Origin of the sequence: Ligilactobacillus sp. UO.C109, assembly GCF_026847815.1 — a bacterium.
In the GTDB taxonomy this organism is placed as follows: domain Bacteria; phylum Bacillota; class Bacilli; order Lactobacillales; family Lactobacillaceae; genus Ligilactobacillus; species Ligilactobacillus salivarius.
In genome coordinates, this window is record NZ_JAPSFH010000027.1 from 613,415 (window position 1) to 636,401 (window position 22,987).

The 22,987-nt window shown below is 33.0% G+C and carries 21 protein-coding genes; all 21 read right to left on the minus strand.

Annotation, left to right across the window (positions count from 1 at the left end; genetic code table 11):
• Positions 1–100: 100 nt before the first annotated feature.
• Entirely contained in the window at positions 101–667 is a 567-nt protein-coding gene (locus OZJ21_RS07350; protein ID WP_225415288.1) for a phage scaffolding protein, read from the minus strand.
• Between the two features lie 97 nt (positions 668–764).
• Entirely contained in the window at positions 765–932 is a 168-nt protein-coding gene (locus OZJ21_RS07355; protein WP_081541205.1) for a hypothetical protein, read from the minus strand.
• A gap of 13 nt (positions 933–945) precedes the next feature.
• On the minus strand, positions 946–1,200 hold the full coding sequence (locus OZJ21_RS07360) for a hypothetical protein (protein WP_099459968.1): 255 nt from the start codon (positions 1,198–1,200) through the stop codon (positions 946–948).
• A 2-nt stretch (positions 1,201–1,202) separates the two neighbouring features.
• On the minus strand, positions 1,203–1,511 hold the full coding sequence (locus tag OZJ21_RS07365) for a hypothetical protein (RefSeq protein WP_081533955.1): 309 nt from the start codon (positions 1,509–1,511) through the stop codon (positions 1,203–1,205).
• 270 nt (positions 1,512–1,781) lie between these two features.
• Complete coding sequence (locus OZJ21_RS07370) at positions 1,782–2,912, minus strand: phage minor capsid protein (protein ID WP_268857634.1); 1,131 nt, start codon at positions 2,910–2,912, stop codon at positions 1,782–1,784.
• A gap of 3 nt (positions 2,913–2,915) precedes the next feature.
• Positions 2,916–3,401 (minus strand): phage portal protein, encoded by a 486-nt coding sequence (locus tag OZJ21_RS07375; protein WP_081533950.1) that lies wholly within the window; start codon positions 3,399–3,401, stop codon positions 2,916–2,918.
• Between the two features lie 117 nt (positions 3,402–3,518).
• Positions 3,519–4,652: a molecular chaperone DnaJ gene (gene dnaJ, locus OZJ21_RS07380; RefSeq protein WP_081533947.1), complete on the minus strand. Its 1,134-nt coding sequence runs from the start codon at positions 4,650–4,652 to the stop codon at positions 3,519–3,521.
• 140 nt (positions 4,653–4,792) lie between these two features.
• The gene (gene dnaK, locus OZJ21_RS07385; protein WP_003703157.1) at positions 4,793–6,640 is read right to left on the minus strand and encodes a molecular chaperone DnaK; all 1,848 of its coding nucleotides are present in this window, start codon (positions 6,638–6,640) and stop codon (positions 4,793–4,795) included.
• Positions 6,641–6,682: 42 nt separating this feature from the next.
• Positions 6,683–7,255, minus strand: coding sequence for a nucleotide exchange factor GrpE (grpE, locus tag OZJ21_RS07390; RefSeq protein ID WP_069469454.1), 573 nt, complete (start codon positions 7,253–7,255; stop codon positions 6,683–6,685).
• A gap of 20 nt (positions 7,256–7,275) precedes the next feature.
• Positions 7,276–8,328, minus strand: coding sequence for a heat-inducible transcriptional repressor HrcA (gene hrcA, locus OZJ21_RS07395; RefSeq protein ID WP_003705961.1), 1,053 nt, complete (start codon positions 8,326–8,328; stop codon positions 7,276–7,278).
• Positions 8,329–8,448: 120 nt separating this feature from the next.
• Positions 8,449–9,405 (minus strand): riboflavin biosynthesis protein RibF, encoded by a 957-nt coding sequence (gene ribF, locus OZJ21_RS07400; RefSeq protein ID WP_003708021.1) that lies wholly within the window; start codon positions 9,403–9,405, stop codon positions 8,449–8,451.
• Between the two features lie 12 nt (positions 9,406–9,417).
• Entirely contained in the window at positions 9,418–10,326 is a 909-nt protein-coding gene (truB, locus tag OZJ21_RS07405) for a tRNA pseudouridine(55) synthase TruB (RefSeq protein ID WP_081533944.1), read from the minus strand.
• Positions 10,327–10,395: 69 nt separating this feature from the next.
• Positions 10,396–10,755, minus strand: coding sequence for a 30S ribosome-binding factor RbfA (rbfA, locus tag OZJ21_RS07410; protein ID WP_003699907.1), 360 nt, complete (start codon positions 10,753–10,755; stop codon positions 10,396–10,398).
• A 23-nt stretch (positions 10,756–10,778) separates the two neighbouring features.
• A complete protein-coding gene (gene infB / locus OZJ21_RS07415) occupies positions 10,779–12,992 on the minus strand; it encodes a translation initiation factor IF-2 (protein WP_081533941.1) in 2,214 nt (737 codons plus the stop codon).
• Between the two features lie 71 nt (positions 12,993–13,063).
• A complete protein-coding gene (locus OZJ21_RS07420; RefSeq protein ID WP_003705957.1) occupies positions 13,064–13,369 on the minus strand; it encodes a L7Ae/L30e/S12e/Gadd45 family ribosomal protein in 306 nt (101 codons plus the stop codon).
• Positions 13,359–13,658, minus strand: coding sequence for an RNase P modulator RnpM (rnpM, locus tag OZJ21_RS07425; RefSeq protein ID WP_003699903.1), 300 nt, complete (start codon positions 13,656–13,658; stop codon positions 13,359–13,361). The genes OZJ21_RS07420 and rnpM overlap by 11 nt, the downstream gene beginning before the upstream one ends.
• 2 nt (positions 13,659–13,660) lie before the next feature.
• A complete protein-coding gene (nusA, locus tag OZJ21_RS07430) occupies positions 13,661–14,788 on the minus strand; it encodes a transcription termination factor NusA (protein WP_003705956.1) in 1,128 nt (375 codons plus the stop codon).
• A gap of 22 nt (positions 14,789–14,810) precedes the next feature.
• Positions 14,811–15,284: a ribosome maturation factor RimP gene (rimP, locus tag OZJ21_RS07435; RefSeq protein WP_081530314.1), complete on the minus strand. Its 474-nt coding sequence runs from the start codon at positions 15,282–15,284 to the stop codon at positions 14,811–14,813.
• A gap of 208 nt (positions 15,285–15,492) precedes the next feature.
• On the minus strand, positions 15,493–19,827 hold the full coding sequence (locus OZJ21_RS07440) for a PolC-type DNA polymerase III (RefSeq protein WP_081533938.1): 4,335 nt from the start codon (positions 19,825–19,827) through the stop codon (positions 15,493–15,495).
• 97 nt (positions 19,828–19,924) lie between these two features.
• The gene (locus OZJ21_RS07445) at positions 19,925–21,640 is read right to left on the minus strand and encodes a proline--tRNA ligase (RefSeq protein ID WP_003699897.1); all 1,716 of its coding nucleotides are present in this window, start codon (positions 21,638–21,640) and stop codon (positions 19,925–19,927) included.
• A 48-nt stretch (positions 21,641–21,688) separates the two neighbouring features.
• Positions 21,689–22,966, minus strand: coding sequence for an RIP metalloprotease RseP (rseP, locus tag OZJ21_RS07450; protein ID WP_003708032.1), 1,278 nt, complete (start codon positions 22,964–22,966; stop codon positions 21,689–21,691).
• Positions 22,967–22,987 lie beyond the last annotated feature (21 nt).

Genomic DNA, 22,987 nt, shown 5'->3' on the forward strand with positions numbered 1-22,987 from the left:
CTTTTTGAATGTAAAATTTTCAACTATTTACATATCTTTCTATATAACAATTATTTGCGTTTCCGATTTAATACTACTACCATTTTATTTCATATCCTTTCTAAATTGATTTCATACATGCTGCAATGCTAGAAACTACCGGATCAACTTTACCATCAGCACCATTTTCACCATTATTAAATTTACCGCCAATGTTAATCTTTGGTTCTGGTTTGCCTTCTTCAAATAAGTAACTATCACTTTGCTGGATAGCTTTAATTTGGTCATCTAGTCCTTTCAAGCTATCTCCATCAACAGTTACTTTTTCCGTGTCAATAAATGGTAAAACTGCCTTTACGTTTTTAGATTTTGCTTCACGTAATGCTATTTCGATTTTAAAATTCTTAGTTTGAGTAGCTAATTTATTTTGCCATTCTTCATTAGCTTTCTTATTGTCAGATTGTAATTGTTTGATTTGTTCGTTTAAATCATCAACGTTTTTAGAATTCTTTTGTAAATCAGCTAACTGTTGATCTCGTTCATCAAGTTGTGATTTCAAACCGTCACGTTCATTAGTTAAACCATTTACCTTTTCTTGTAAACTGGTTATATCTTTACCGTGTTCAGCCATCACTTTTTCAATCTGTTCATCAGTCAAACCTAAATTCTTCAAATCTTCACGTTTCATGTCAATCTCTCCTATCGTTTTTATTTTACGTGGAACGCTCCACGCTGATTGATTGCATACAAAAAAAGCAGTTTTACGACTTACTCAGGTCGGAATGTTATAATTTTATCTCATTCACTTTACGTGCTAATTTTTCTACTAATTTCATATTATCAAATTGTGGTTTTTCAAAAATATCTATGTCAAGCGTTACATGCATTTTAGAATCGTCTGCGTTTACAGAATAATCTACACCTTTTACATGTACTGCAATCTTATCATCCATGCTACCCACATCCTTATGCTCTATCCCAAATTGCTTCAAGTTCAATAGCCTCTGGTGACGGGTCTCCTTGGGGAACGGTAGCATTACTCCCAATAGCCATTAAAACTTTGTTATCAATCATATCTGTTTGTGAATCCGTCACTGTTAATTCAATATCAGGTTCACGACTGGATACATATTGTTCACAGATAGCAAAAATATCAGGAAAATGTAACTTTATAAAATCGTAATCAGTTTTACTAAAATAAAGATAACCAATATCTTTCATTTTTAATTACGCTTCTTTCGTTTTTTCTTTTTTTGCTTCTGAGGTTTAATAGTAACTACTTTTCCATAGGTTTTCTTTTGCTTGCTGATAACAACCTTCCACCCATCTAAAGAATATCCTTCTGCTTTAGAATTATCTTCTGTTAACTCACCGTTTTTAATAACATTAATCACATTTTTTACAGAAATACTAATTCGGAGAGTAGGATTCCCTTTTTTATCAAGATGAGAATAATCATGACGAGCACCAGGTATTCTACCAATTGAATGATCTGATAGCCTGTTCAACTTTGTTGCTTGTTTTGTCTTCATATTTTTTGTTAACCGCCTATATTCATTGACAGTATCAATGTAATACCTGTAATCTACCACTGGCTCAATGCTACGCCTTTTCTTGCTTTAATGTAAGCATGTATTGCTTGCCCTGTGTCTTTATTATATAGCAACGATTGATATTCTTCTACTGCTTTTGGGAATCCATGATAACCATACTTTTCTTTTAATTTCTCTAATTCCTTAGCATGATAATCTTTTATTTTTTGTTTTTCTTTTACAACATCTGCACTTTGAATCTGTTCCCTGTCAATCCCTAGTCAAAATATCATACTTCTTGCCATACATCTTGTTAGTTTCTTTAATGTATTCTCTTAACTTCTTTTGACGTGCCGCAATTAGTGTTTTGGTACGAGTTATCATCTGCTCGTCTTCTAATTCTTCAGCAACTTTTAATCGTTTCTTAGCGTCTCTAATTGAGCGTTCATAGTAACGTTGCTTTTGACGTAAATTACCATTTCTAATTGCTTCTTTAGGATTATACTGGGTCATGTTATTCACGTTGACGCCTGGAGTAAATGGAAATAATTTGTGTCTGCAATTAATTCCTAATGTTCCAGCAGGTTCACCGTAACCATGATTATAGATTGAATCGTACTTGTCATTGTAATTAGGATCATCAGTTGGAACTATATTGACTACTTTACCTTGAATATAAGCACACGTTTCACGACTGTTAGGGTGGCTAGACATTAAACATAACACTTGGCCAAACTCTTGCATTCGCTTAGTTCGTAAATCATTGTAAGTCCTATTAGATGTTGTCGTAAGTATCATACGTGTATAACCTTCAAGAGACCATGCACGTCCAGACTTATCTCTCATAACTTCGATACCTTTATCTAATTGTTGGTAAATAGCATCTTTGACTGCTCGATCATGAGTTTTAAGTCCAGTTACAGTTTCAATTGTTGAGCGTTTTAAAATTTCCTGGTATGTTCGCATAACAGGATTAACACCATAATTGCGACTAAGCAAAGTTTGATTAATCGTATTGTTTAGAGTATCTGTAGTTTGTCTAACCATTGAATCAAGCATGTTAAAACTCTCATCACTGATTGGCTGACTAACTTGGCCACTGTACTTCAATTCTTGACTGACTTCATCTAATATCTCATATCCATCTTGTTTTAAGATAGTTTCAATTTCACTAGGTGAGATACCGTCAAAGTCTGCCATTAAATCAATTACTCTTTTAGTTAATGCTCCCATTTGTGATAATTGCTGTGCTTGCCATTGAACAACATTATCTTGTGTTACATCTTCATAGTGCCCACGTTGTAACACTTTGATAATTTCAGAAAATATCTTATCTTCTAAATTAGAATATAGATTAGCAATATTATTTGTGTCTTGGTCTATTTTCTGCTTTGAATCCATAAGCTAGACACCACCTGTATCTTGCTTCTGAAATACATTAGCAGAATAATCTGGTTGTTCATTAGTAACTTGAGCTAACCATTTTTGAGCATCTTCTTCACTCAAACCAAAGTTGCGTTTTAAATACTCAAGCTTTGGCATAATTCCGGCAGCAACTAACTGCATCTCATCAGCTCGTTGTTTATCTTTATCAATAAACACACCATCATCAAAATGTATAGACAACTCAACATCTGCTACATTACCAGTCCATCTAGGTTTACCATCAGAAAAAAACTGACCTACACTAGCTACTTCAAGAATTGCATTAACTAATTGATTTAAAAACAGTTCTACTTGAGTAAGATAACTGGAACGTGTTTGATAAGTTGTGGAATTCTCAGAAACAACTTCAGTAACAGTTTTAACTCCTTGTCCATCATAAGAGAATGTACCAGAACTAAAGCCAATCTGTTGTTCAAATTCACGTAAGAAATAATCAAACAGAATCTAAAAAAACTGATTCCGGTTTAATACCGAAATCAGTTTATATAATAAAAACTTTTTAGTATCTACTTGACAATACTCACTTCAAAAAAGTAAAAGTATATTCATCAATTAACTTAATTATTTTTTTCGTTTAGTTTTCTTATTCTTAGACCAACGTTCAAAGAAACTATCATCACCACTAGGATCCTCACCCATAGAATCAGCAAATGCTTTTAGTGCTTCTCTTTGTTTTTTATTCAAATTCTTAGGTGTTTCTATTCTAACTGTAACACGTTGATCACCATTTCCACCAGCTCTTAGATGAGGTGCACCTTTCCCGCGAAGTCTAAAAGTTGTCCCTGTTTGCGTTCCAGCTGGAATTTTCATCTTAACTTTGCCATGAACTGTGTCTACTTCAACTTCATCGCCAAGTGCAGCTTGGACAAAACTAATAGGCAAACTCAAGTATATATCTGCCCCATCACGTTTAAACTTATCACTAGGTGCAACAGAGAAGTAAATATATAAATCGCCATATGGTCCACCATTTACTCCGGCCTCACCTTGACCACTCAAGCGCATTTGATTACCATCTTCAACACCTGCAGGTACTGTAACTTCAATAGCATGTTGTTCATTTACATGTCCACTTCCGTGACAAGTGGAGCATTTTTCTTTTATCTCTTTACCAGTACCGTGGCACACATCACATTCTTGTTGAGACATCATTCTACCCAAAGGTGTTTGTCGTTGAACCTGAATAAATCCTCTACCATGACATTTAGAACATGTTACTGGTGATGTTCCTGGCTTGGCACCTGTCCCACTACAAGTTTTACAATTTTCTTCTCTGGTATATTTAATTTCTGTTTTCTTTCCAAAGATTGCTTCTTCAAAAGTTAGATGCATTTCATATTGAAGATCTCTCCCTTGACGAGGGCCATTATTATTTCTACTTTGACCACCACCAAAGAATGAACTGAATATATCTTCAAAGCCACCTGCTCCAGATCCACCAAAATCAAAGCCACCAAAACCTTGGCCACCACCAAAGCCTTGTTGTCCACCTGTTGTACCAAATTGATCATATTGTGCCTTTTTTTGAGGATCACTTAAAATTTCATATGCTTCATTTACTTCTTTGAATTTTTCTTCAGCACCAGGTTCATGATTTAAATCTGGATGATATTTTTTTGATAACTTACGATATGCACGTTTTATTTCTTGATCAGAAGCATCTTTAGAAACTCCTAAAACATCATATGGATTCATTTTTTTCTCTCCAATTTTCAAAGTACAAAATGACTTTCATTTTGCCAAATTTACACAACTAATTATAACTTAAATAGTTAATAAAGATAAAGCCACATGCATAAAAGCATATGGCTCAATCCTATTTTACAAGATAGATACTACTTATTTTCATCAGGATCTACTTCTTTAAAGTCTCCATCAACCGTATTATCATCGTTTGTAGAGTTATTAGCTGAAGTATCACCTTGTGCACCACTAGCTTGTTGAGCCTGTTGTGCTTGTTGATACAATTTTACAGACATATCTTGAATTAACTTAGTTAACTCATCTTTCTTAGCTTTCATTTCATTGATATCATTTTGTTCTTGAGCTTTCTTTAGAGCATCACGTGCATCTTCAACACTCTTAACTTCATCTGCAGAAACTTTATCTTTAACTTCTTTCAAAGTCTTGTCTGTTTGGAATAACAATTGATCTACTTCATTACGCAAGTCAACTTCTTCCTTGCGTTTCTTATCAGCTGCTTCATTTTCTTTAGCTTCCTTAACCATACGATCAATTTCTTCGTCAGACAAACCAGATGAACTCTTAATAGTAATCTTTTGTTCTTTATTTGTTCCTAAGTCCTTGGCAGAAACATTAACAATACCATTTTTATCAATATCAAACTTAACTTCAATTTGTGGCACACCACGAGGAGCAGCAGGAATATCTGTTAATTGGAAACGACCCAATGTCTTATTATCTGCAGCCATTGGACGTTCACCTTGAAGAACATGAATATCCACTGCTGGTTGATTATCAGCTGCTGTAGAAAATACTTGAGACTTAGATGTTGGAATAGTTGTATTACGGTCAATTAACTTAGTAAATACACCACCCATTGTTTCAATACCTAATGATAGAGGTGTAACGTCTAATAAAACAACATCCTTAACATCACCTGTAATAACACCACCTTGAATTGCAGCCCCCAAAGCAACAGCTTCATCTGGGTTAACTGATTCATTAGGAGTATGTCCTGTTTCAGCCTTAACAGCTTCCTTAACTGCAGGAATACGTGTGGACCCACCAACTAAAATAACTTCATCAATATCAGCATTTGTTAATCCTGCGTCAGCTAAAGCGTTACGTACAGGAATCTTTGTTCTTTCAACCAAATCTTCAGTTAATTCATTAAACTTAGCACGTGATAATGATGTTTCTAAGTGTAAAGGACCAGCTTCACCAGCAGCAATAAATGGTAGTGAAATTTGTGCTTCTGTTGTACCAGACAAGTCCTTCTTAGCCTTTTCAGCAGCATCTTTCAAACGTTGCATAGCCATTTTATCTTGAGATAGATCAATTCCATTGTCAGCTTTAAAGTTTTCAACTAACCAATCAATGATCTTATTATCAAAATCATCACCACCAAGATGTGTATCACCATTAGTTGATAGAACTTCAAATACTCCATCACCTAATTCAAGGATAGAAACGTCAAAAGTACCACCACCAAGGTCAAATACTAAAATACGTTCATCTTTATCTAATTTATCAAGACCATAAGCTAAAGCTGCAGCTGTAGGTTCATTAACAATTCTTTCAACTTTCAAACCAGCAATCTTACCTGCGTCTTTAGTTGCTTGACGTTGTGAATCGTTAAAGTATGCAGGAACTGTAATAACAGCTTGTGACACTTCTTCACCTAAGTAGCTTTCAGCATAATCTTTAATGTATTGTAAAATCATTGCTGAAATTTCTTGTGGAGTATATTCTTTATCTTCAATCTTTACCTTATAGTTTGCATCTCCCATATGACGCTTTATAGAAGATACTGTATTTGGATTTGTAATAGCTTGACGCTTAGCTACTTCACCAACTTGTGTTTCACCATTTTTGAATGATACAACTGATGGAGTTGTTCTATTACCTTCTGGATTTGTTATAATTTTAGGATCTTTACCTTCTAGTACAGCAACAGCTGAGTTTGTTGTACCTAAATCAATACCAATGATTTTTGACATAAATGTATTACCTCTTTTATAAATATATTAATTAAATACTACTTATTGAGCTACAACAACCATTGCTGGTCGTAATACTCTATCTTTTAGCATGTATCCGTCTTGGAAAACTTGTACTATAGTTTCTGGTTCTTGTCCTTCTTCAACAGGAACTGTCTTTACAGCTTGGTGTAAAGTAGGGTCAAACACCTTTCCTAAAGAATCTATTTTAGTAACATTATTGTTTTTCAAGGCTTTTTCCATATCACGAGCAACCATTTCTATACCCTTTTTCAGTTGCTGTGATGCATCATTATCTACTTCAATTTCTAAAGCACGGTTTAAATTATCAATAACTGGTAAAATATCACGAGCTAAATCTTGACCCTCATACTTCAACAACATTTCTTGTTCTTTCTTAAAACGTTGTGTCATGTTAGCCATTTCAGCCTCAGCTCGTAAATATTTATCCTCAATATCATCGTACTTCTTTTGAAGTTCATCTAATGCTTTTGAAGAATCATCTGTCTCCTCTACTGATTTTTCGTTCTCAACAGATGAAGCTTTATCATCTTCTTTAATTTCTTTTTCACTGTCATCATTTTGCTCAGAAACTTTTACTTCTTCTTCAGACACATCGCCACCCCTTTCAATTATCACTCATCAAAATTTCGGTAATAATCAATTAATTTTTTAGTTAGCTCTTTTTGGAAAACTTCAACCAATCCTATCATCTTAGAATAAGGCATGTTAGTAGGTCCTAAAATAGCAATCATGCCACGACCATGACTCCCAACATTGTAAGTCGCCGATACGAGACTGTAATCTAACAATAACCTATCAGACATCTCATCACCTATTTTAACCGAAATTCCATGATGATCATGTGGATTAGTCGTATTATCTACTAACCCACCAATCTTATCTGATTCATCATCAATTAATGAATACAGGGATTTGATCTGTTCTAAATTATTACCGTTAGCAAAATTTAACAAATTTCGCCTTCCACCAATATAAAACTGCTCTTTGATAGCTTTATCTAAGATTCCACCAAATACATCGATAAATCCATCAGATTTTTCAATATATTTAGTAAGTAACGGCTGCAATTCTTGTAGTTTAGAAGTGACTTCACTAAGGGAAGAACCTACCAATTTATCATTAATTAGCCTAATAACAGCTTCTAGAGACTCTCCATCTATGTTATTAGGTAAATTATAAATTTGGCTTTCAACTGATCCATCACTGGCAACGAGAATAACCATTACTTGGCCATTTCCTAATGGTACCATCCTGAATCCTTCGAGTTTTAAATCACTAGCTTCTGGTCTCAAAGTTATCGCCGTATAATTAGTTAAATCAGACAATATCTTTGCAGACATTTCTATTATTTCATCAGCTCTACGATATTCATTTCCAAATAGAGATTGAATACTTCTTACAGATTTAGAATCTATTTTAACGGGTTTAACTAAATTATCAACATAATAACGATATCCCTTAAGGGAAGGAATTCGACCAGAACTAGAGTGCTCTTTAGTTATAAAACCTTGTTTTTCAAGAACTGCCATTTCATTTCGAATAGTAGCTGAACTAACACGTATAGGTAATTGTTCTTGCAAAGTTTTAGAACCAATAGGCTGTCCTAAATCAGTATAATCTCGGATTATTGTTTCCAAAATCAACAACTGTCTTTCAGTTAGCAAACCAACCACCTCTTTTAGCACTTAACACATTAGAGTGCTAAGTCAATTATTAATATAACCTAGTTAATGGGATTAGTCAAGAGTTTTAGCCAAAAAATTAGCAGAGTAACCCTATAAGTGCTAATTTTTTTTCAAGTCTTCAAAAAAGACCTCAGTATCTCTTTTATCTTTATTTAATTGATCTATTAGTTCCTCAACACTATCAAATTTCACCATTTCTCTTAAAAATTTATACCATTTAACAATAACTTTTTCTCCATAAACACTTTTATCAAAATTAAATAGGTTTATCTCAACTGTTTTTTCTAAATCATCACCAAATGTTTCATTATGCCCTATAGATGCCATTCCTTCATACCATAAATTATCTTTATCTATTTTCACTTTAACAGCATATACACCCTCCCCTAAAATACGTTCATTCTTAGGGATAGAAACATTTAAAGTTGGGAATCCTATTTTTCTTCCTCTCTTAAAACCATGTTCAACAGTTCCATGATTTTCATATTGATATCCTAATAGCAAATTAGCGGCTTCCACATTCCCACTATCTAAATCTTTTCTTATCTGAGTAGAACTAATTTTTTGATCATTACGTTGTAAGTGGTCTACAGTTATTATTTCAAACCTTCCTTTTGCAAAATCCGAAATAGTATCCATATTAGCAATATCATGTTTTCCATAAGTGTAGTCTTGACCTGCAACAACACATATTGCATGTAACCCTACTACATATTTATCTATAAAATCTTGTGGTGAAAGATAAGCTAAATTTTCATCAAACTTAACAACATAAGCTATATCTACACCTAAATTTTTAAAATGTTCTAGTTTTTCATCCAACATTGTTAGATATTTAAACTTTTCACCATCAATATTTTGAAAGATGATTTTTGGATGTCTGTCAAAAGTCATTACTGCAACTTTTACACCTAAACTTTTTCCTTTTTCTATAGCTCTTTTTATTACTTCTTGATGTCCACGATGAACTCCATCAAAAAAACCTAAAGCCAATACAATTGGAGAATCAACAATTGCATTTTTATCATAAGGTTCCTTCAATTTTACGATTTCCATCTATATCCCTTCCTAACTTAAATCTATCATTCTCTCAGATTGATATCTATTTTTTTCTTCATTATATTGATAAATACATCTAATTCTATCGTCATAGAAAAGATTCACTCTATCATAATTTTCTTTAAAAGTATTTACAGGTAAAAAACCTCCATTTTTCACTATCTTCCATTGTTCTAATTTCAAATTATATCTTGGTAAATCTTTGACCGCATAGTCAATAGGATATAATGATTCAGATAATTTATTTTCATGTGCTAATTTTTCTAATTGTGATAATGACTTTGCCATCCCTATTTGAAAGCCACCACTTTTAAGCCTTGTCAAATCACTCATAACAGCTGGTACACCTAATTTTTTCCCAACATCTACTGCTAAAGTTCTAACATATGTACCTTTACCACAACCGACTTCAAAATATATAGTTTGCTGTCCTTTTTCTTTATCAAATTTTGCAGGAAAAATTTGTTTAAAATATTCTATATGAACTCTTCTTTCTGGAATATCTACTTTTTCACCAGCTCTAGCATACTCATATAATTTTTTACCGTTAACTTTTATAGCAGAATATATAGGCGGAACCTGTATTATATCACCAATAAAACTAGACAAAATTTCATTTATTTTCTCATCTGAAAAAGGTTTAGAAAGTTTTGTTTCTGAAATTACTTCACCTTCTAAATCTTCAGTAGTAGTAGCAAATCCCAATGTTATTTCGCCTTTATATACTTTACCTGAATCCATTAAATAATTAACCACTTTTGTAGCTTTTCCCACACAAATCGGTAAAACACCATCGACTTCAGGATCTAAAGTTCCACTATGTCCTATTTTTCTAGTCTTAAAAATTTTTCTACATTTTATGACAGCATCATTACTAGTCATTCCACGTTCTTTATACAAAGGTAGAATTCCATCCATTAAAAAATCCCTCCAAAAAAGAGAGTACGATTTAACAACCATACCCTCTTAAATACTTTCTTAAAAATACTAAAATTTATCTGTACTGTGAAGTTTTCTAAGAAGCTCATCGATATGATCTCCATATTGAACAGACTTATCACGTTCAAATTTAATTTCAGGAGTTACATAAATACTTAAACGATGACCAAGTTCGCCTCTAATCAAACTAGTTGCTTTATCCAAACCAGTTTGCACCTTTTTCTCATCAGAAGCCTTATCTGATAAAATACTATAATAGATAGTAGCATGTTGTAAATCACCAGAAACTTCTACACCTGTAATAGTTACATCTTTAACTCTTGGATCTCGCACTCGTTTAAGTAAGATATCATTTACTTCTCGTTGAATTTCTTGAGATAATCTTCCTACACGAAAATGTTGTGCCATAATTTCCTCCTGTATAATAAAGATTAATCAACTGGAACTTCTTCCATAATGTATGCTTCAATTTGATCTCCAACTTTTATGTCATTATATTTTTCAATCATCAATCCACATTCATATCCTTGTTTAACTTCTTTAACGTCATCCTTGAAGCGTTTCAAAGAAGCTAATTTACCTTCATAAATAACAATTCCATCACGAATTACACGTACACCACTATCGCGGCGAATATACCCATCAATAACATATCCACCACCAATTGTACCTAATTTTGAAACTTTGTATGTTTGGCGTATCTCTACTTGTCCTGTAATCTTTTCTTGATATTCAGGTTCTAACATACCTTTCATAGCTGTTTCAATTTCATCAATAGCTTTATAAATAACTCGGTGTAAACGTATATCAACATTATCTGATTCTGCTTGTTGTTTAGCTAGTGGTGTAGGACGTACATTAAAACCAACAATGATAGCGTTAGATGCTTCTGCTAATGTAACATCACTTTCATTTATGGCACCTACTGCTTGGTGAATAATATTTACACGTACACCTTCAACATCAATCTTCTTAAAACTTTGTGCTAAAGCTTCAACAGATCCTTGAACATCAGCTTTTATAATAACTCCAACTTCTTTTAATTCTCCTTCTTTAAGAGTATCAAATAAGTTATCTAGAGTAACATGGTTTGTTTGACTACGTTCTTTCAATAAAGCTCTTTCGGCACGTTTTTCACCTGCAGCTCTAGCGGTCTTTTCATCCTCAAATGTAATAAATCTATCACCAGAATCCGGTACTTCATTCAACCCTGTAATTTCTACAGGTGTCGCTGGTGTAGCTTTTTTAATATCATGTCCACGAGCATCCACCATTGTACGTACACGTCCAAATGTATTACCCACAACAATTGGATCACCAACATGTAACGTACCTTGTTGAACTAACAATGAAGCTACTGAACCTTTTCCTTTATCCAAACGAGCTTCAATAACAGAACCTGCCCCTCTTTGATTTGGATTAGCATGTAATTCTAACATTTCTGCTTCTAAAAGAATCATATCTAATAATTCATCTAAGTTCTTACCAAATTTTGCAGATATCTCTACAAAAATTGTGTCTCCACCCCAGCTTTCAGGAATTAATTCATATTCCGTCAATTGTTCCATTACATGGTTAGGATTTGCACCTGGTTTATCAATCTTGTTAACAGCTACAATTATAGGTACACCTGCAGCTTTAGCATGATTAATAGCTTCAATAGTTTGAGGCATAACACCATCATCAGCAGCTACAACTAAAACAGTAATATCTGTAATATCAGCACCTCTAGCACGCATATTAGTAAATGCAGCATGTCCTGGTGTATCTAAGAAAGTTATAATCTTATCATCATGTCTTACTTGATAAGCACCAATATGTTGTGTAATACCACCAGCTTCGCCTTCAGTAACATGCGTATGACGTAATTTATCAAGTAAAGTTGTCTTACCATGGTCAACATGTCCCATAATAGTAACTACTGGAGGACGTTTTTCTAAATGCTCAGTGTTGTTTTGTTCTTCTTCAAAGAACTTATCAATATCAGACACATCCACTTCAACTTTTTCTTCTGCATTAATACCATAATCAGCAGCTAAAAGTTCAATTGTATCTTTATCTAGGGATTGGTTCTGGTTTACCATTACCCCCATCATAAATAGCTTCTTAATAATTTCTGCAGGTTCTCTATGAATTTTTTTAGCAATATCAGCTACATTCATCCCTACAGTATAAACCAATGTTTCTGGCAATGGCTTATTTTTTCTTGGTGGAACAGGATTTCCCTTCTTAAAATTATTATTACGTTTATTATTGTTATTACGTTTATTTTTAAATTTATTATTAGAACGATTATTTCTATTATTACGTTGTCCGTTCTTTGCATTATTATTTTCTTTCATACTACTACCAGATCGCTTTCTATTATTTTTATGCACATTCTTATGATTATTTTCGTCTTTACTCCCTGTACTACTTTTTTGTACCTTTTTGGAATGAAAATTATCTTTATTTTTATTATGTTGTATGTGCTCTTTTTTCTTTGCTTTTAGACTTATACTTCCACGAATTTTATTCTGTTCATTTTCATCTAATGCTGACATATGGTTTGTAACTTTAAAATCATATTTTTTAGCAATTTCTATTACTCTCTCACTACTTATACCTAACTCTTTAGCCAATTCATAAATACGTTTTTTTACCATATTATCACGCTCCTAATTTAGTACCCTAACTTCAGAAGCCCTATCGCATTAAAATAAGAATGAACAATAAATTAATCAGATAATAGTTCTTTCATTCTATTTGCAAATCCAATATCATTTACAGCAATAACGGAACGTTTTTGTCCAATAGCTGAACTTAACTCTTCTTTTGTGAAAGACTTACATAAAAATACATTGTAACTCTTACACTTATCAGTAAATTGTTTCAATGAATTTTTTCCGCTATCACTAGCAACAAAAACAATACTAACTTTGTTGCTTCTAATTCGCGATAAGACTAATTCTTGCCCTGTTACTAATTTACTAGCTCTTCTAGCTAAACCTAATAAATTTAATACCTTTATCCTATTTTCCATTACCAAATAATTTTGCTCTTTCTACTTGATGATCTACATATGCAATCAATTCATCATAAAAATCATCAGAAATACTAATCCCAAAAGTTTTATCAAAAGTCTTATCAACTTTTGCCTTTTTTGCTACATCAACATTTAGATGGATATATGCACCTCTACCAGATTTTTTCCCAGAAGGGTCTATGCTTACCTCGCCTTCCTTATTTTTAACAACACGGACTAATTCCTTTTTAGGTACCATCTCACCTGTAACAATGTCTTTTCTCATAGGAATTTTACGTTGTGCCATAATTATTCCTCCTCAATCATATTGGAAGAAGAGTCTGACATCAATTGATCTTCATCATCAATATCATTATTATCAGCTTCCACGTTACTTAAATCAGCAGCATCGCTTTCTGATTTAATATCAATTTTATAACCTGTCAATCTTGCAGCTAATCTTGCATTTTGTCCACGTTTACCAATTGCTAAAGACAATTGATCATCTGGTACAACAACTGTACAAGCATGCTCGTTTTCATCATCAAAACGAACGTCTAATACTTTAGCAGGATTCAAAGCATTAGCAATATATTCAGCCGGATCTTCACGCCATTCAACAATATCCATGTTTTCACCTTTTAGTTCATTTACAATAGCCTGTACACGTTCACCTCTTGGTCCTACACATGTTCCAACAGGATCTACACCATCTTCATTAGAACGAACAGCTACTTTAGCACGGTCACCGGCTTCTCTAGAAATTGAAACTATTTCTACAGTACCATCAAAAATTTCTGGAATTTCTTGTTCAAATAAACGTCTTAACAAATCCGGATGAGAACGGCTTACAAATACTTGAGGTCCTTTTGATGTGTTTTCAACTTTATAAATGTACACCTTAATTTTATCATGTGACTTGTATTCTTCACCTGGAATTTGATCTTGACGTGATAAAACAGCTTCAATTCTACCTAAATTAACGTAAACAAATTTATTATCTCTACGCTCTACTTCACCTGTAACAATTTCTTGTTCATATTGAACATATTCATTATAAATAACTTCTCTTTCTTCTTTACGAACACGTTGCATGATTACTTGTTTAGCAGTTTGCGCTGCTATACGTCCAAAATCTTTTGGTGTAACTTCTTCACGGATAGTATCACCAATTTCATAAGCTCTATTAATTTCAAGAGCAGATTTCAAACTAATTTCTAACTGAGAATCATACACTTCATTTACTACTTCTTTAACAGCATAAACATGGATATTACCTGCAATCTTATCAAATTCAACTTCCACATTTTGAGCTTGACCATAATTACGCTTATAAGCTGAGACCAAAGCTGCTTCTAATGCTTCAATCACAATTTCTTTCTTTACACCTTTTTCAACTTCTAAGGCATTTAATGCGTTTAGTAATTCCTTACTCATTGTTCTATCTCCTTAATAATTATTAAAATTTAATTGCCAAACGAGCTTTTGCGATTTTATTTCGATCAAAAGTCTTAGTTACTGTTCTTGTTTTTACTCTATATTCCAATGTCAAAGTTTCTTTGTTTAAATCAACCATAGTACCTTCATAAACTTTTTGTCCATCAATAGCTTGATAAAGAGAAATATGAATATACTTATTTAATGCACGTTCATAGTCTTTCTCTTTCTTTAAAGGCCTTTCAGCACCTGGTGATGAAACTTCTAGATAATAAGCTTGTGGTATTGGATCTGGGTCACAACTATCTAATTTTTCACTGAGTTTATCACTCACCAAGGCACATTCTTCAATGTTAATTCCATTAGGTTTATCAATATAAACTCTTAAATACCAACTTTTTCCTTCTTTTACAAATTCTACATCAACTAATTCAAAATGATTTTCATCTAGAATAGGGATTACCAGATTAGTTACTGTTTCAACAACACTACTCACTTATGAGCCTCCTTCAACTAAATTAAAGCAATACTTCAGCAGAAATAGAACCAAAGTAAACTATTCCAATAAAAAGAGTGAGCATTTCTGCTCACTCTTTACGAGTTATCTAATATAACTTAGTTTAACATAGCTAAAATTAGAATACAAGAATTAACATTGCTCTGTTTTTCTTATTATACTGAGAATTTCTAAGTTTATTTAGTAGTTAAAATAAGCTTAATTGATTTTCATCTGGTAAATCATCCAACACATGATTTTCTGTCATAAAATCAATCAATGATTGAGATACTTTTCCCCTCTTACTTAGATCTTCTTTTGAAATAAATTCTTGTTCCTCTCTTGCCGCAACAATTTGCTTAGCTACGTTTAATCCTAAACCAGGGATTGCTGTGAAAGGTGCCAATAATGTTCTTCCGTCTTCTTGAATAGTCCAGTTCTGAGCATCAGACTTATTAATATCTACCATACTAAAATCGAAACCTCTTTCTATCATTTCGTTAGCAATTTCTAATACTGTTAAAAGATTTTTCTCTTTAGTTGTTGCTTCATTTCCTTTTGAATTTATGAGTTCCATCGCATTTTTTACAGCTTCTTTTCCTCTAGACATTGAAACTAAATCAAAATCATCTGCACGTACTGAGAAATATGCTGCATAATAAACAAGGGGATAATAAACTTTAAAATATGCAATTCTTAGTGCCATCAAGACATACGCAGCAGCATGTGCTTTCGGAAACATATACTTAATTTTTAAACATGCTCCGATATACCACTCAGGAACATCTGCTGCTCTCATATCAGCTTGCCATTCATCTGGTATTCCTCTGCCCTTTCGTACATGTTCCATAATCTTGAATGCTTTATCAGACTCAACACCCATATGAATTAGATCCATCATAATATCGTCACGACATCCTATAACGTCTGGCATTGTTACAGTTCCATTTTTTATTAATTCTTCTGCATTTCCCAACCAGACATCTGTACCATGTGATAGTCCTGAAATTTTTAATAACTCTGCAAATGTTTTTGGATGGGTCTCTTCTAACATTCCTCTAACAAAGCGAGTACCAAATTCCGGAACACCTAATGTCCCTGTCGAAGATTGAATCTCTTCAGGAGTTACACCCAAAATATCTGTTCCTGAGAATAATGCCATAACTCCAGGATCATCTGTAGGAATAGTTTTAGGATCTATTCCAGACAAATCTTGTAACATTCTTATCATCGTAGGATCATCATGACCTAAAATATCTAATTTCAAGATGTTATCATGAATCGAATGAAAATCAAAGTGAGTTGTACGCCAAGCAGCTGTTAGGTCATCTGCTGGATATTGTATTGGAGTAAAGTCATAAATGTCCATATAATCAGGAACAACCAGAATTCCTGCAGGATGTTGCCCAGTAGTTCGCTTTACTCCAGTAGCTCCCTTAGCTAGTCTATCTATTTCAGCACCTCTGAAATTTTGTTCAGTATCTCTCTCATAGGCCTTAACATATCCATAAGCTGTTTTATCAGCTACTGTACCAATTGTTCCAGCACGATAAACATTATTCTCACCAAATAGAACTTTTGTATAATTGTGTGCAATAGGTTGATAATCCCCAGAGAAATTTAAATCTATATCTGGAACTTTATTTCCCTTAAAACCTAAGAAAGTTTCAAAAGGTATATCTTGTCCATCTTTTATTAATTCTGTACCACAATTAGGACAGTCTTTATCTGGTAAGTCGTAACCAGAACCATACTCACCTTTTTCATAAAAATGCGTCCACTTGCATTTTGGGCATCGGTAATGTGGTGGCAATGGATTAACCTCTGTAATACCTGTCATTGTTGCAACTAAGCTTGACCCAACAGATCCTCGAGAACCTACTAAATATCCATCTTTATTAGATTTATACACTAATTTTTGTGAAATTAGATAAATTACCGAAAATCCATTACCAATAACAGATTTCAATTCCTTATCCAACCTCTTTTGAACTATTTCTGGTAAAGTATCACCATACCAGGCATGTGCTCTATTCATAGTAAGATCATGTATGTCTTGCTCTGCACCTTCCATTTTAGGTGTATAAAGTTTATCTTTAACAGGAATGATTTCTGAAATTTCATCTACTAACTTATTAGGATTGGTTACCACGATTTCTTTTGCTATATCTTCTCCTAAAAAGCTGAATTCTTCTAACATTTCATCTGTAGTTCTAAAATGTGCATCTGGTAATTTTTTTAATCTATTTAATGGGTTAGCCCCTGCTTGAGAATGAATTAATATCTTTCGATAAATTGCATCCTCTTTATTCATAAAATGAACATCTCCAGTAGCAACTATTGGTTTATCTAGTTCGTGGGCTAATTTAACCATATTTGTAATAATTTCTTCAAGATTATCATTATCTTTAACTAATTCTTGTTCCAATAATGGTTCATACAATGGCTTTGGTTGAACTTCTAAATAGTCATAAAATTCTGCTTTTTGCTTAGCAATTGTATATCCCTTCTGCATCATTGCTGTAAATACTTCACCATCAGCACAAGCAGACCCTACTATAAGTCCTTCACGATATTTTTCTAAAATTGAACGTGGTACTCTTGGAACTCTATAGAAATACTTAACCATAGATTCTGAAGTTAATTTAAAGAGATTTTTTAGGCCTTCTTGTGTTTTTGCTAAAATTATTGCATGCGATGGATGCTCGTGTTTATACGCATCATTTTCCCCAACATGCTTATTAAAATCATCATGATATAATATTTGTTTTTCTTCAGCATCTTTTAACATAGCATAATATATAAAACCAGTAGCTTCAGCATCATATATAGCTCGATGATGATGCTCTAATTTTATATTCAATTTTTTAGCTAATGTATTAAGCCTAAATCCTTTCATTTCAGGATATAAATATCTTGCTAACGGTAATGTATCAATCCAAGGTTCCTGTATCATTTCCATATTATGACGTTCGTATCCTGTATTCATGAAATCTACGTCAAAAGTAGCATTGTGTCCTACAATAATGCAATCTTTACAAAATTCTTTGAATAACCTAAAAACTTCTTTCTCGCTTTTAGAACCTCTTACCATGTCATCAGTAATACTTGTTAAATTAATTGTAGTCTGTGAAAGAGGATGACCGGGATCAATAAATTCTTCAAACGTATCAATAACATTTCCCTTTTCCATTTTTACAGCAGCAAGTTCTATTACTTTATCATATTGTGCTGACAAACCTGTTGTTTCAGTATCAAAAATAACATATGTTGCATCTCTCAAGTTTTTGTGTTGCTCATTATACGCAATAGGAACTCCATCATCTACAATATTTGCCTCAACACCATAGAGAATCTTGACATTATTTTTTTGCCCAGCAGCATGTGCTTCAGGAAATGCCTGTAATGTTCCATGGTCTGTAATTGCAATAGCTTTATGTCCCCACTCCGCAGCTTTAGATACGTATTCTGTAATGCTATTAGTAGCATCCATCATACTCATATTAGAGTGAAGGTGTAATTCAACTCGCTTTTCATTTTCAGGGGCCGTATCTTTTCTACTCTCATGTTTTATTTCATTCAAATCATATGCATTAATAACTAGGTCCCTCATATAGTTATCTTCTTGAACACTTCCACGCACCTTAATCCAGACACCAGAATTTATAGCATCGAACATCGCTTCATCTTCTTCAGTTCGTGAAAACTTCTTAACGACAAATGATGAGGTGTAATCTGTAACTTCCAAGATTAATAATTTTCTACCTGAACGTAACTCTCTAACTTCTTTATTGAAGACATAGCCTTGAACTGTAACTGAACGTTCTTCTTCAGTTATATTAATCATTTGCGTAATTTCTTGATCAGATGAAATTTTCTTTCCTAGTTGGACCGGTCCTTCTATACTAGGAACTTCTGCTTTAGATTTTTCTCTTTGTTCACTTTGTTTCTTTATGGCTTCTACAGCTTTTTGAGCCAATTCGGCATCGCTCTTAGCTTTCTGTTCTTTAATATTCTCAATTATCTCCTGAGCCTTAGTTTCATCAACTAGAGTATTAACTGAAAATTTAGGAAACCCTATCTTGTGATATGTTGATTCTAATGGACCTAAAGCTTGATCTACTAAAAAACGTTTTACAATTTCATTTTCTGCCAGTAAAATTACTCTATTATTATCTAAATATGGTACTTTACTTCTGGAAAGTTCTTGTATAAATGATGATTGAATACCACTATTAAATACAACCCATTTCCAATAATCTCCTAACTTTTGATTCGTTATAATGGGATTTTTTGTATGCAAAGTGATGTCAACTTTGGCAATATCTTTAAACGCTAACTGTAGTTGCTGATAAAATTGGTAAAATACTTCATATGGCAGTATATCTTCTATTTGCAAATGAAAATTCCAAACTTTACTCTCTACATGGACTTCAACTTTTTGAATTTCTGCATTCGTAAATACCTCTTCAAACCCATGTTTATTTTCCCAATTAATCTGTCTTAATAATTTCTTAAATAGATCTTGTTTATTGGTTTCCAAAGAAGTAGCTCCTTTCCCAAAATTCTTCATTTCAAAAAAAATAGTAACTGAGAAAAATTTAACACTTAATCTCAGTCACTTCAAATAAAAATATTAACTAATCAGTAATTGTTTCATTAAAAAGTATTTTTACAGAGTTTAATAACTCTTCTAACTTAACTTCAATCTTTTCTCCATTTTGACGAAGTTTAATTTCAACAATTCCTTCATCTGCTTTCTTACCAACAGTTATACGAATTGGAAGTCCAATTAAATCTGAATCTGCAAATTTTACTCCTGCGCGTTCTTTTCTATCATCAACTAACACTTGATATCCTGCATCTTCTAACATTGCAGTAACTTTTTCACTTAGTTCTCTTTGTGTATCATTCTTTACATTAACAGGAACAACGTGAATATCGAATGGGGCAATTTCGCGAGGCCAAGCAATACCATTTTCATCATTATGTTGTTCAACTATTGCTGATAATAAGCGTGAAACACCAATTCCATAGCAACCCATTCTCATAGGAACTTGACGTCCATTTTCATCTAATACATCTGCACCCAAACTCTCAGAATAACGAGTTCCTAATTGGAAAATATGACCAATTTCAATTCCACGTGTAAATTTCAATACACCTTCGCCATCTGGTGATAGTTCTCCTTCTCTAACTTCACGCAAATCTAAAAATTCATCAACATGATAATCTCTATCAATATTAACGTTTATATAGTGGTAACCATCTTCATTGGCACCTACACTAGCATTTATCATTCCTTCAACATCTAAATCTGCTAGTACTTTTAGATTTTCATCAATTCCTACAGGTCCTAGAGAGCCGAAGTTTGCACCTAAGAATTTTACAGCTTCTTCTTCTTCAGCTGGACGTAAATCAATAGCTCCTAAATGATTCTTTAATTTAACTTCGTTTACTTCGTCAATACCTCTCATTAAAACAACAACAGGTTCGTCATCAGCTACAAATAATAGAGTCTTAATTTCATTTTGAGTATCTGTTCCCAAAAACTCAGCTACTTCAACAATTGTTTTGGCATTAGGTGTAGCAACTTTTTCCAAATCTTTTGGAGTTTCATGAGATTGTTTAGGTATTCTCAAATTCTTTGCCATCTCAATATTAGCTGCATAATCAGACGAATCAGAATATGCAATTGTATCTTCTCCAACTTCAGCGATGGCTTGGAATTCTTTTGATCTATTTCCTCCCATTGCGCCTGAATCAGCAATAATTCCTCTAAAATCTAGCCCACAACGTTCAAAAATTCTTTGATATGCTTTGTCAGTATCATTAAAAACTTTTTCCATACTTGCATCATCAACATGGAATGAATAACCATCTAACATCAAAAATTCACGACCACGTAATAAACCAAATCTAGGTCTATTTTCATCGCGATACTTCATTTGAATTTGATATAAATATAGTGGCAATTTTTTGTAAGATTTTATTGCATCTCTTACAATTGTTGTGAAAGTTTCTTCATGAGTTGGTCCTAAAATAAAATCTCGTTCATGACGATCTTTTAATTTAAACAAAGTAGGACCGTAAGTTTCATAACGTCCTGACTCTTGCCATAACTCTGCTGGTACAACTGCAGGGACTAGCATTTCTACTGCATCAATTCTATCCATTTCTTCACGAATAATATTTTCGATTTTCTTCATTACTCGATATGCAAGAGGTAAATAAGCATACATACCTGCTGTTATTTGTTTGATATATCCCCCTCTTAGCATCAATTGATGACTGACAACTTCAGCATCACTTGGAATTTCTTTTAATGTTGGAATTAACATTTGTGATTGTTTCATTTTTTTACTCCTCTCTGAGAACAATACTCATCTTAAACCATTAATTATCTAATGTAAAAAATATCTTTGAATATCATTCCAGGTTACTAAAATCATTAAAATCATTAAAAAACCAAACCCTATCAAAGTAATTATACCCTCTTTTTCCGGATCTAAAGGCTTTCTTCTGATTGCTTCTACTATATTTAATAACAATTTCCCACCATCTAACGCGGGTATTGGTAATAAATTGACAATACCTAAATTTATAGACAAAACTGCCATTAAATTCATAATACTCAAGATACCATAATGAGCAGCTTCACTCGTATAAGAGTACATTGCTACAGGTCCACCCAAATCATTCAAACTGAATCCCTGTGTAAACATTTTACCTAAAACTCCTATGATACTTGTTATTATATACCAGGTTTGAGTAAATCCATATGACAAAATTGCAACAATTGACTTATCATAATGGACTTTTGCCATAACTCCTATCATTCCAACTTTTTTACCATTCTCGATTTGAACTTTAGGTGTTATCCTTATTTTAATAATTTTATTTTTTCTATCAATTTTTAAAATAATTTTTTTATTCCCATTTCTTTGGATTTGAGTGGAAGCTTCTTGCCAAGTAGTGGTCTTTATATTACCAACAGCTATTATTCGATCATTGGGCTTTATTCCTGCTTTCTGTGCAACCGAATTTTCTTGAACCTTTCCTATTTGATTATCTGTAGAAGCTACTCCACCTTGCACAAGTGCGATCACTAAAAAAGCTACAATTGCTAAAATAAAATTATTCATAGGACCTGCAAAGTTTGTAAGCATTCTTTGAATAATTTTAGCTGATTGAAATTGAACATCTTTAGGTGCAATTTGTACTTCCGTTCCATCATTTTCAATTATGCATGCATCATGATCTACTTCATATACTTTTAGTTCTGAATCATCGCCATTCTCGTATCCTTCGATCCACAGCTTATCTTCCAAATCCCAATCAGAAATTTGAACAGGAACACCTGAAATTAAAGTTTTTTTGTTACTTGTATTAATTTTTACTACTTTATTTTCATCATTTATTAACAGATTAACTGTCATTCCCTTTTTCAAGGGAACATCGTCTTCCTCAGCACCTGCCATACGCACATATCCACCTATAGGCAATAATCTGATTGTATATGTAGTACTATTCTTTCGATAGAACCATAGTTTAGGCCCCATGCCAATGGAAAATTCTCTTACTAAAATTCCTGCCTTTTTTGCAAAAAAGTAATGTCCAAATTCATGTACAAAAACGAGGACTCCAAAAACAATAATAAATGCAATTATTGTGATAATCATTTAACCATCCTCTCTTAAACC

Bases quoted from the DNA above. Each gene is read 5' to 3' on its own strand.
- OZJ21_RS07350 (WP_225415288.1), bottom strand. From the start codon at position 667: ATGAAACGTGAAGATTTGAAGAATTTAGGTTTGACTGATGAACAGATT.
- OZJ21_RS07355 (WP_081541205.1), bottom strand. From the start codon at position 932: ATGGATGATAAGATTGCAGTACATGTAAAAGGTGTAGATTATTCTGTA.
- OZJ21_RS07360 (WP_099459968.1), bottom strand. From the start codon at position 1,200: ATGAAAGATATTGGTTATCTTTATTTTAGTAAAACTGATTACGATTTT.
- OZJ21_RS07365 (WP_081533955.1), bottom strand. From the start codon at position 1,511: ATGAAGACAAAACAAGCAACAAAGTTGAACAGGCTATCAGATCATTCA.
- OZJ21_RS07370 (WP_268857634.1), bottom strand. From the start codon at position 2,912: ATGGATTCAAAGCAGAAAATAGACCAAGACACAAATAATATTGCTAAT.
- dnaJ (WP_081533947.1), bottom strand. From the start codon at position 4,652: ATGAATCCATATGATGTTTTAGGAGTTTCTAAAGATGCTTCTGATCAA.
- dnaK (WP_003703157.1), bottom strand. From the start codon at position 6,640: ATGTCAAAAATCATTGGTATTGATTTAGGTACAACAAACTCAGCTGTT.
- ribF (WP_003708021.1), bottom strand. From the start codon at position 9,405: ATGGAAATCGTAAAATTGAAGGAACCTTATGATAAAAATGCAATTGTT.
- truB (WP_081533944.1), bottom strand. From the start codon at position 10,326: ATGGATGGAATTCTACCTTTGTATAAAGAACGTGGAATGACTAGTAAT.
- rbfA (WP_003699907.1), bottom strand. From the start codon at position 10,755: ATGGCACAACATTTTCGTGTAGGAAGATTATCTCAAGAAATTCAACGA.
- infB (WP_081533941.1), bottom strand. From the start codon at position 12,992: ATGGTAAAAAAACGTATTTATGAATTGGCTAAAGAGTTAGGTATAAGT.
- OZJ21_RS07420 (WP_003705957.1), bottom strand. From the start codon at position 13,369: ATGGAAAATAGGATAAAGGTATTAAATTTATTAGGTTTAGCTAGAAGA.
- rnpM (WP_003699903.1), bottom strand. From the start codon at position 13,658: ATGGCACAACGTAAAATTCCTATGAGAAAAGACATTGTTACAGGTGAG.
- nusA (WP_003705956.1), bottom strand. From the start codon at position 14,788: ATGAGTAAGGAATTACTAAACGCATTAAATGCCTTAGAAGTTGAAAAA.
- OZJ21_RS07445 (WP_003699897.1), bottom strand. From the start codon at position 21,640: ATGAAACAATCACAAATGTTAATTCCAACATTAAAAGAAATTCCAAGT.
- rseP (WP_003708032.1), bottom strand. From the start codon at position 22,966: ATGATTATCACAATAATTGCATTTATTATTGTTTTTGGAGTCCTCGTT.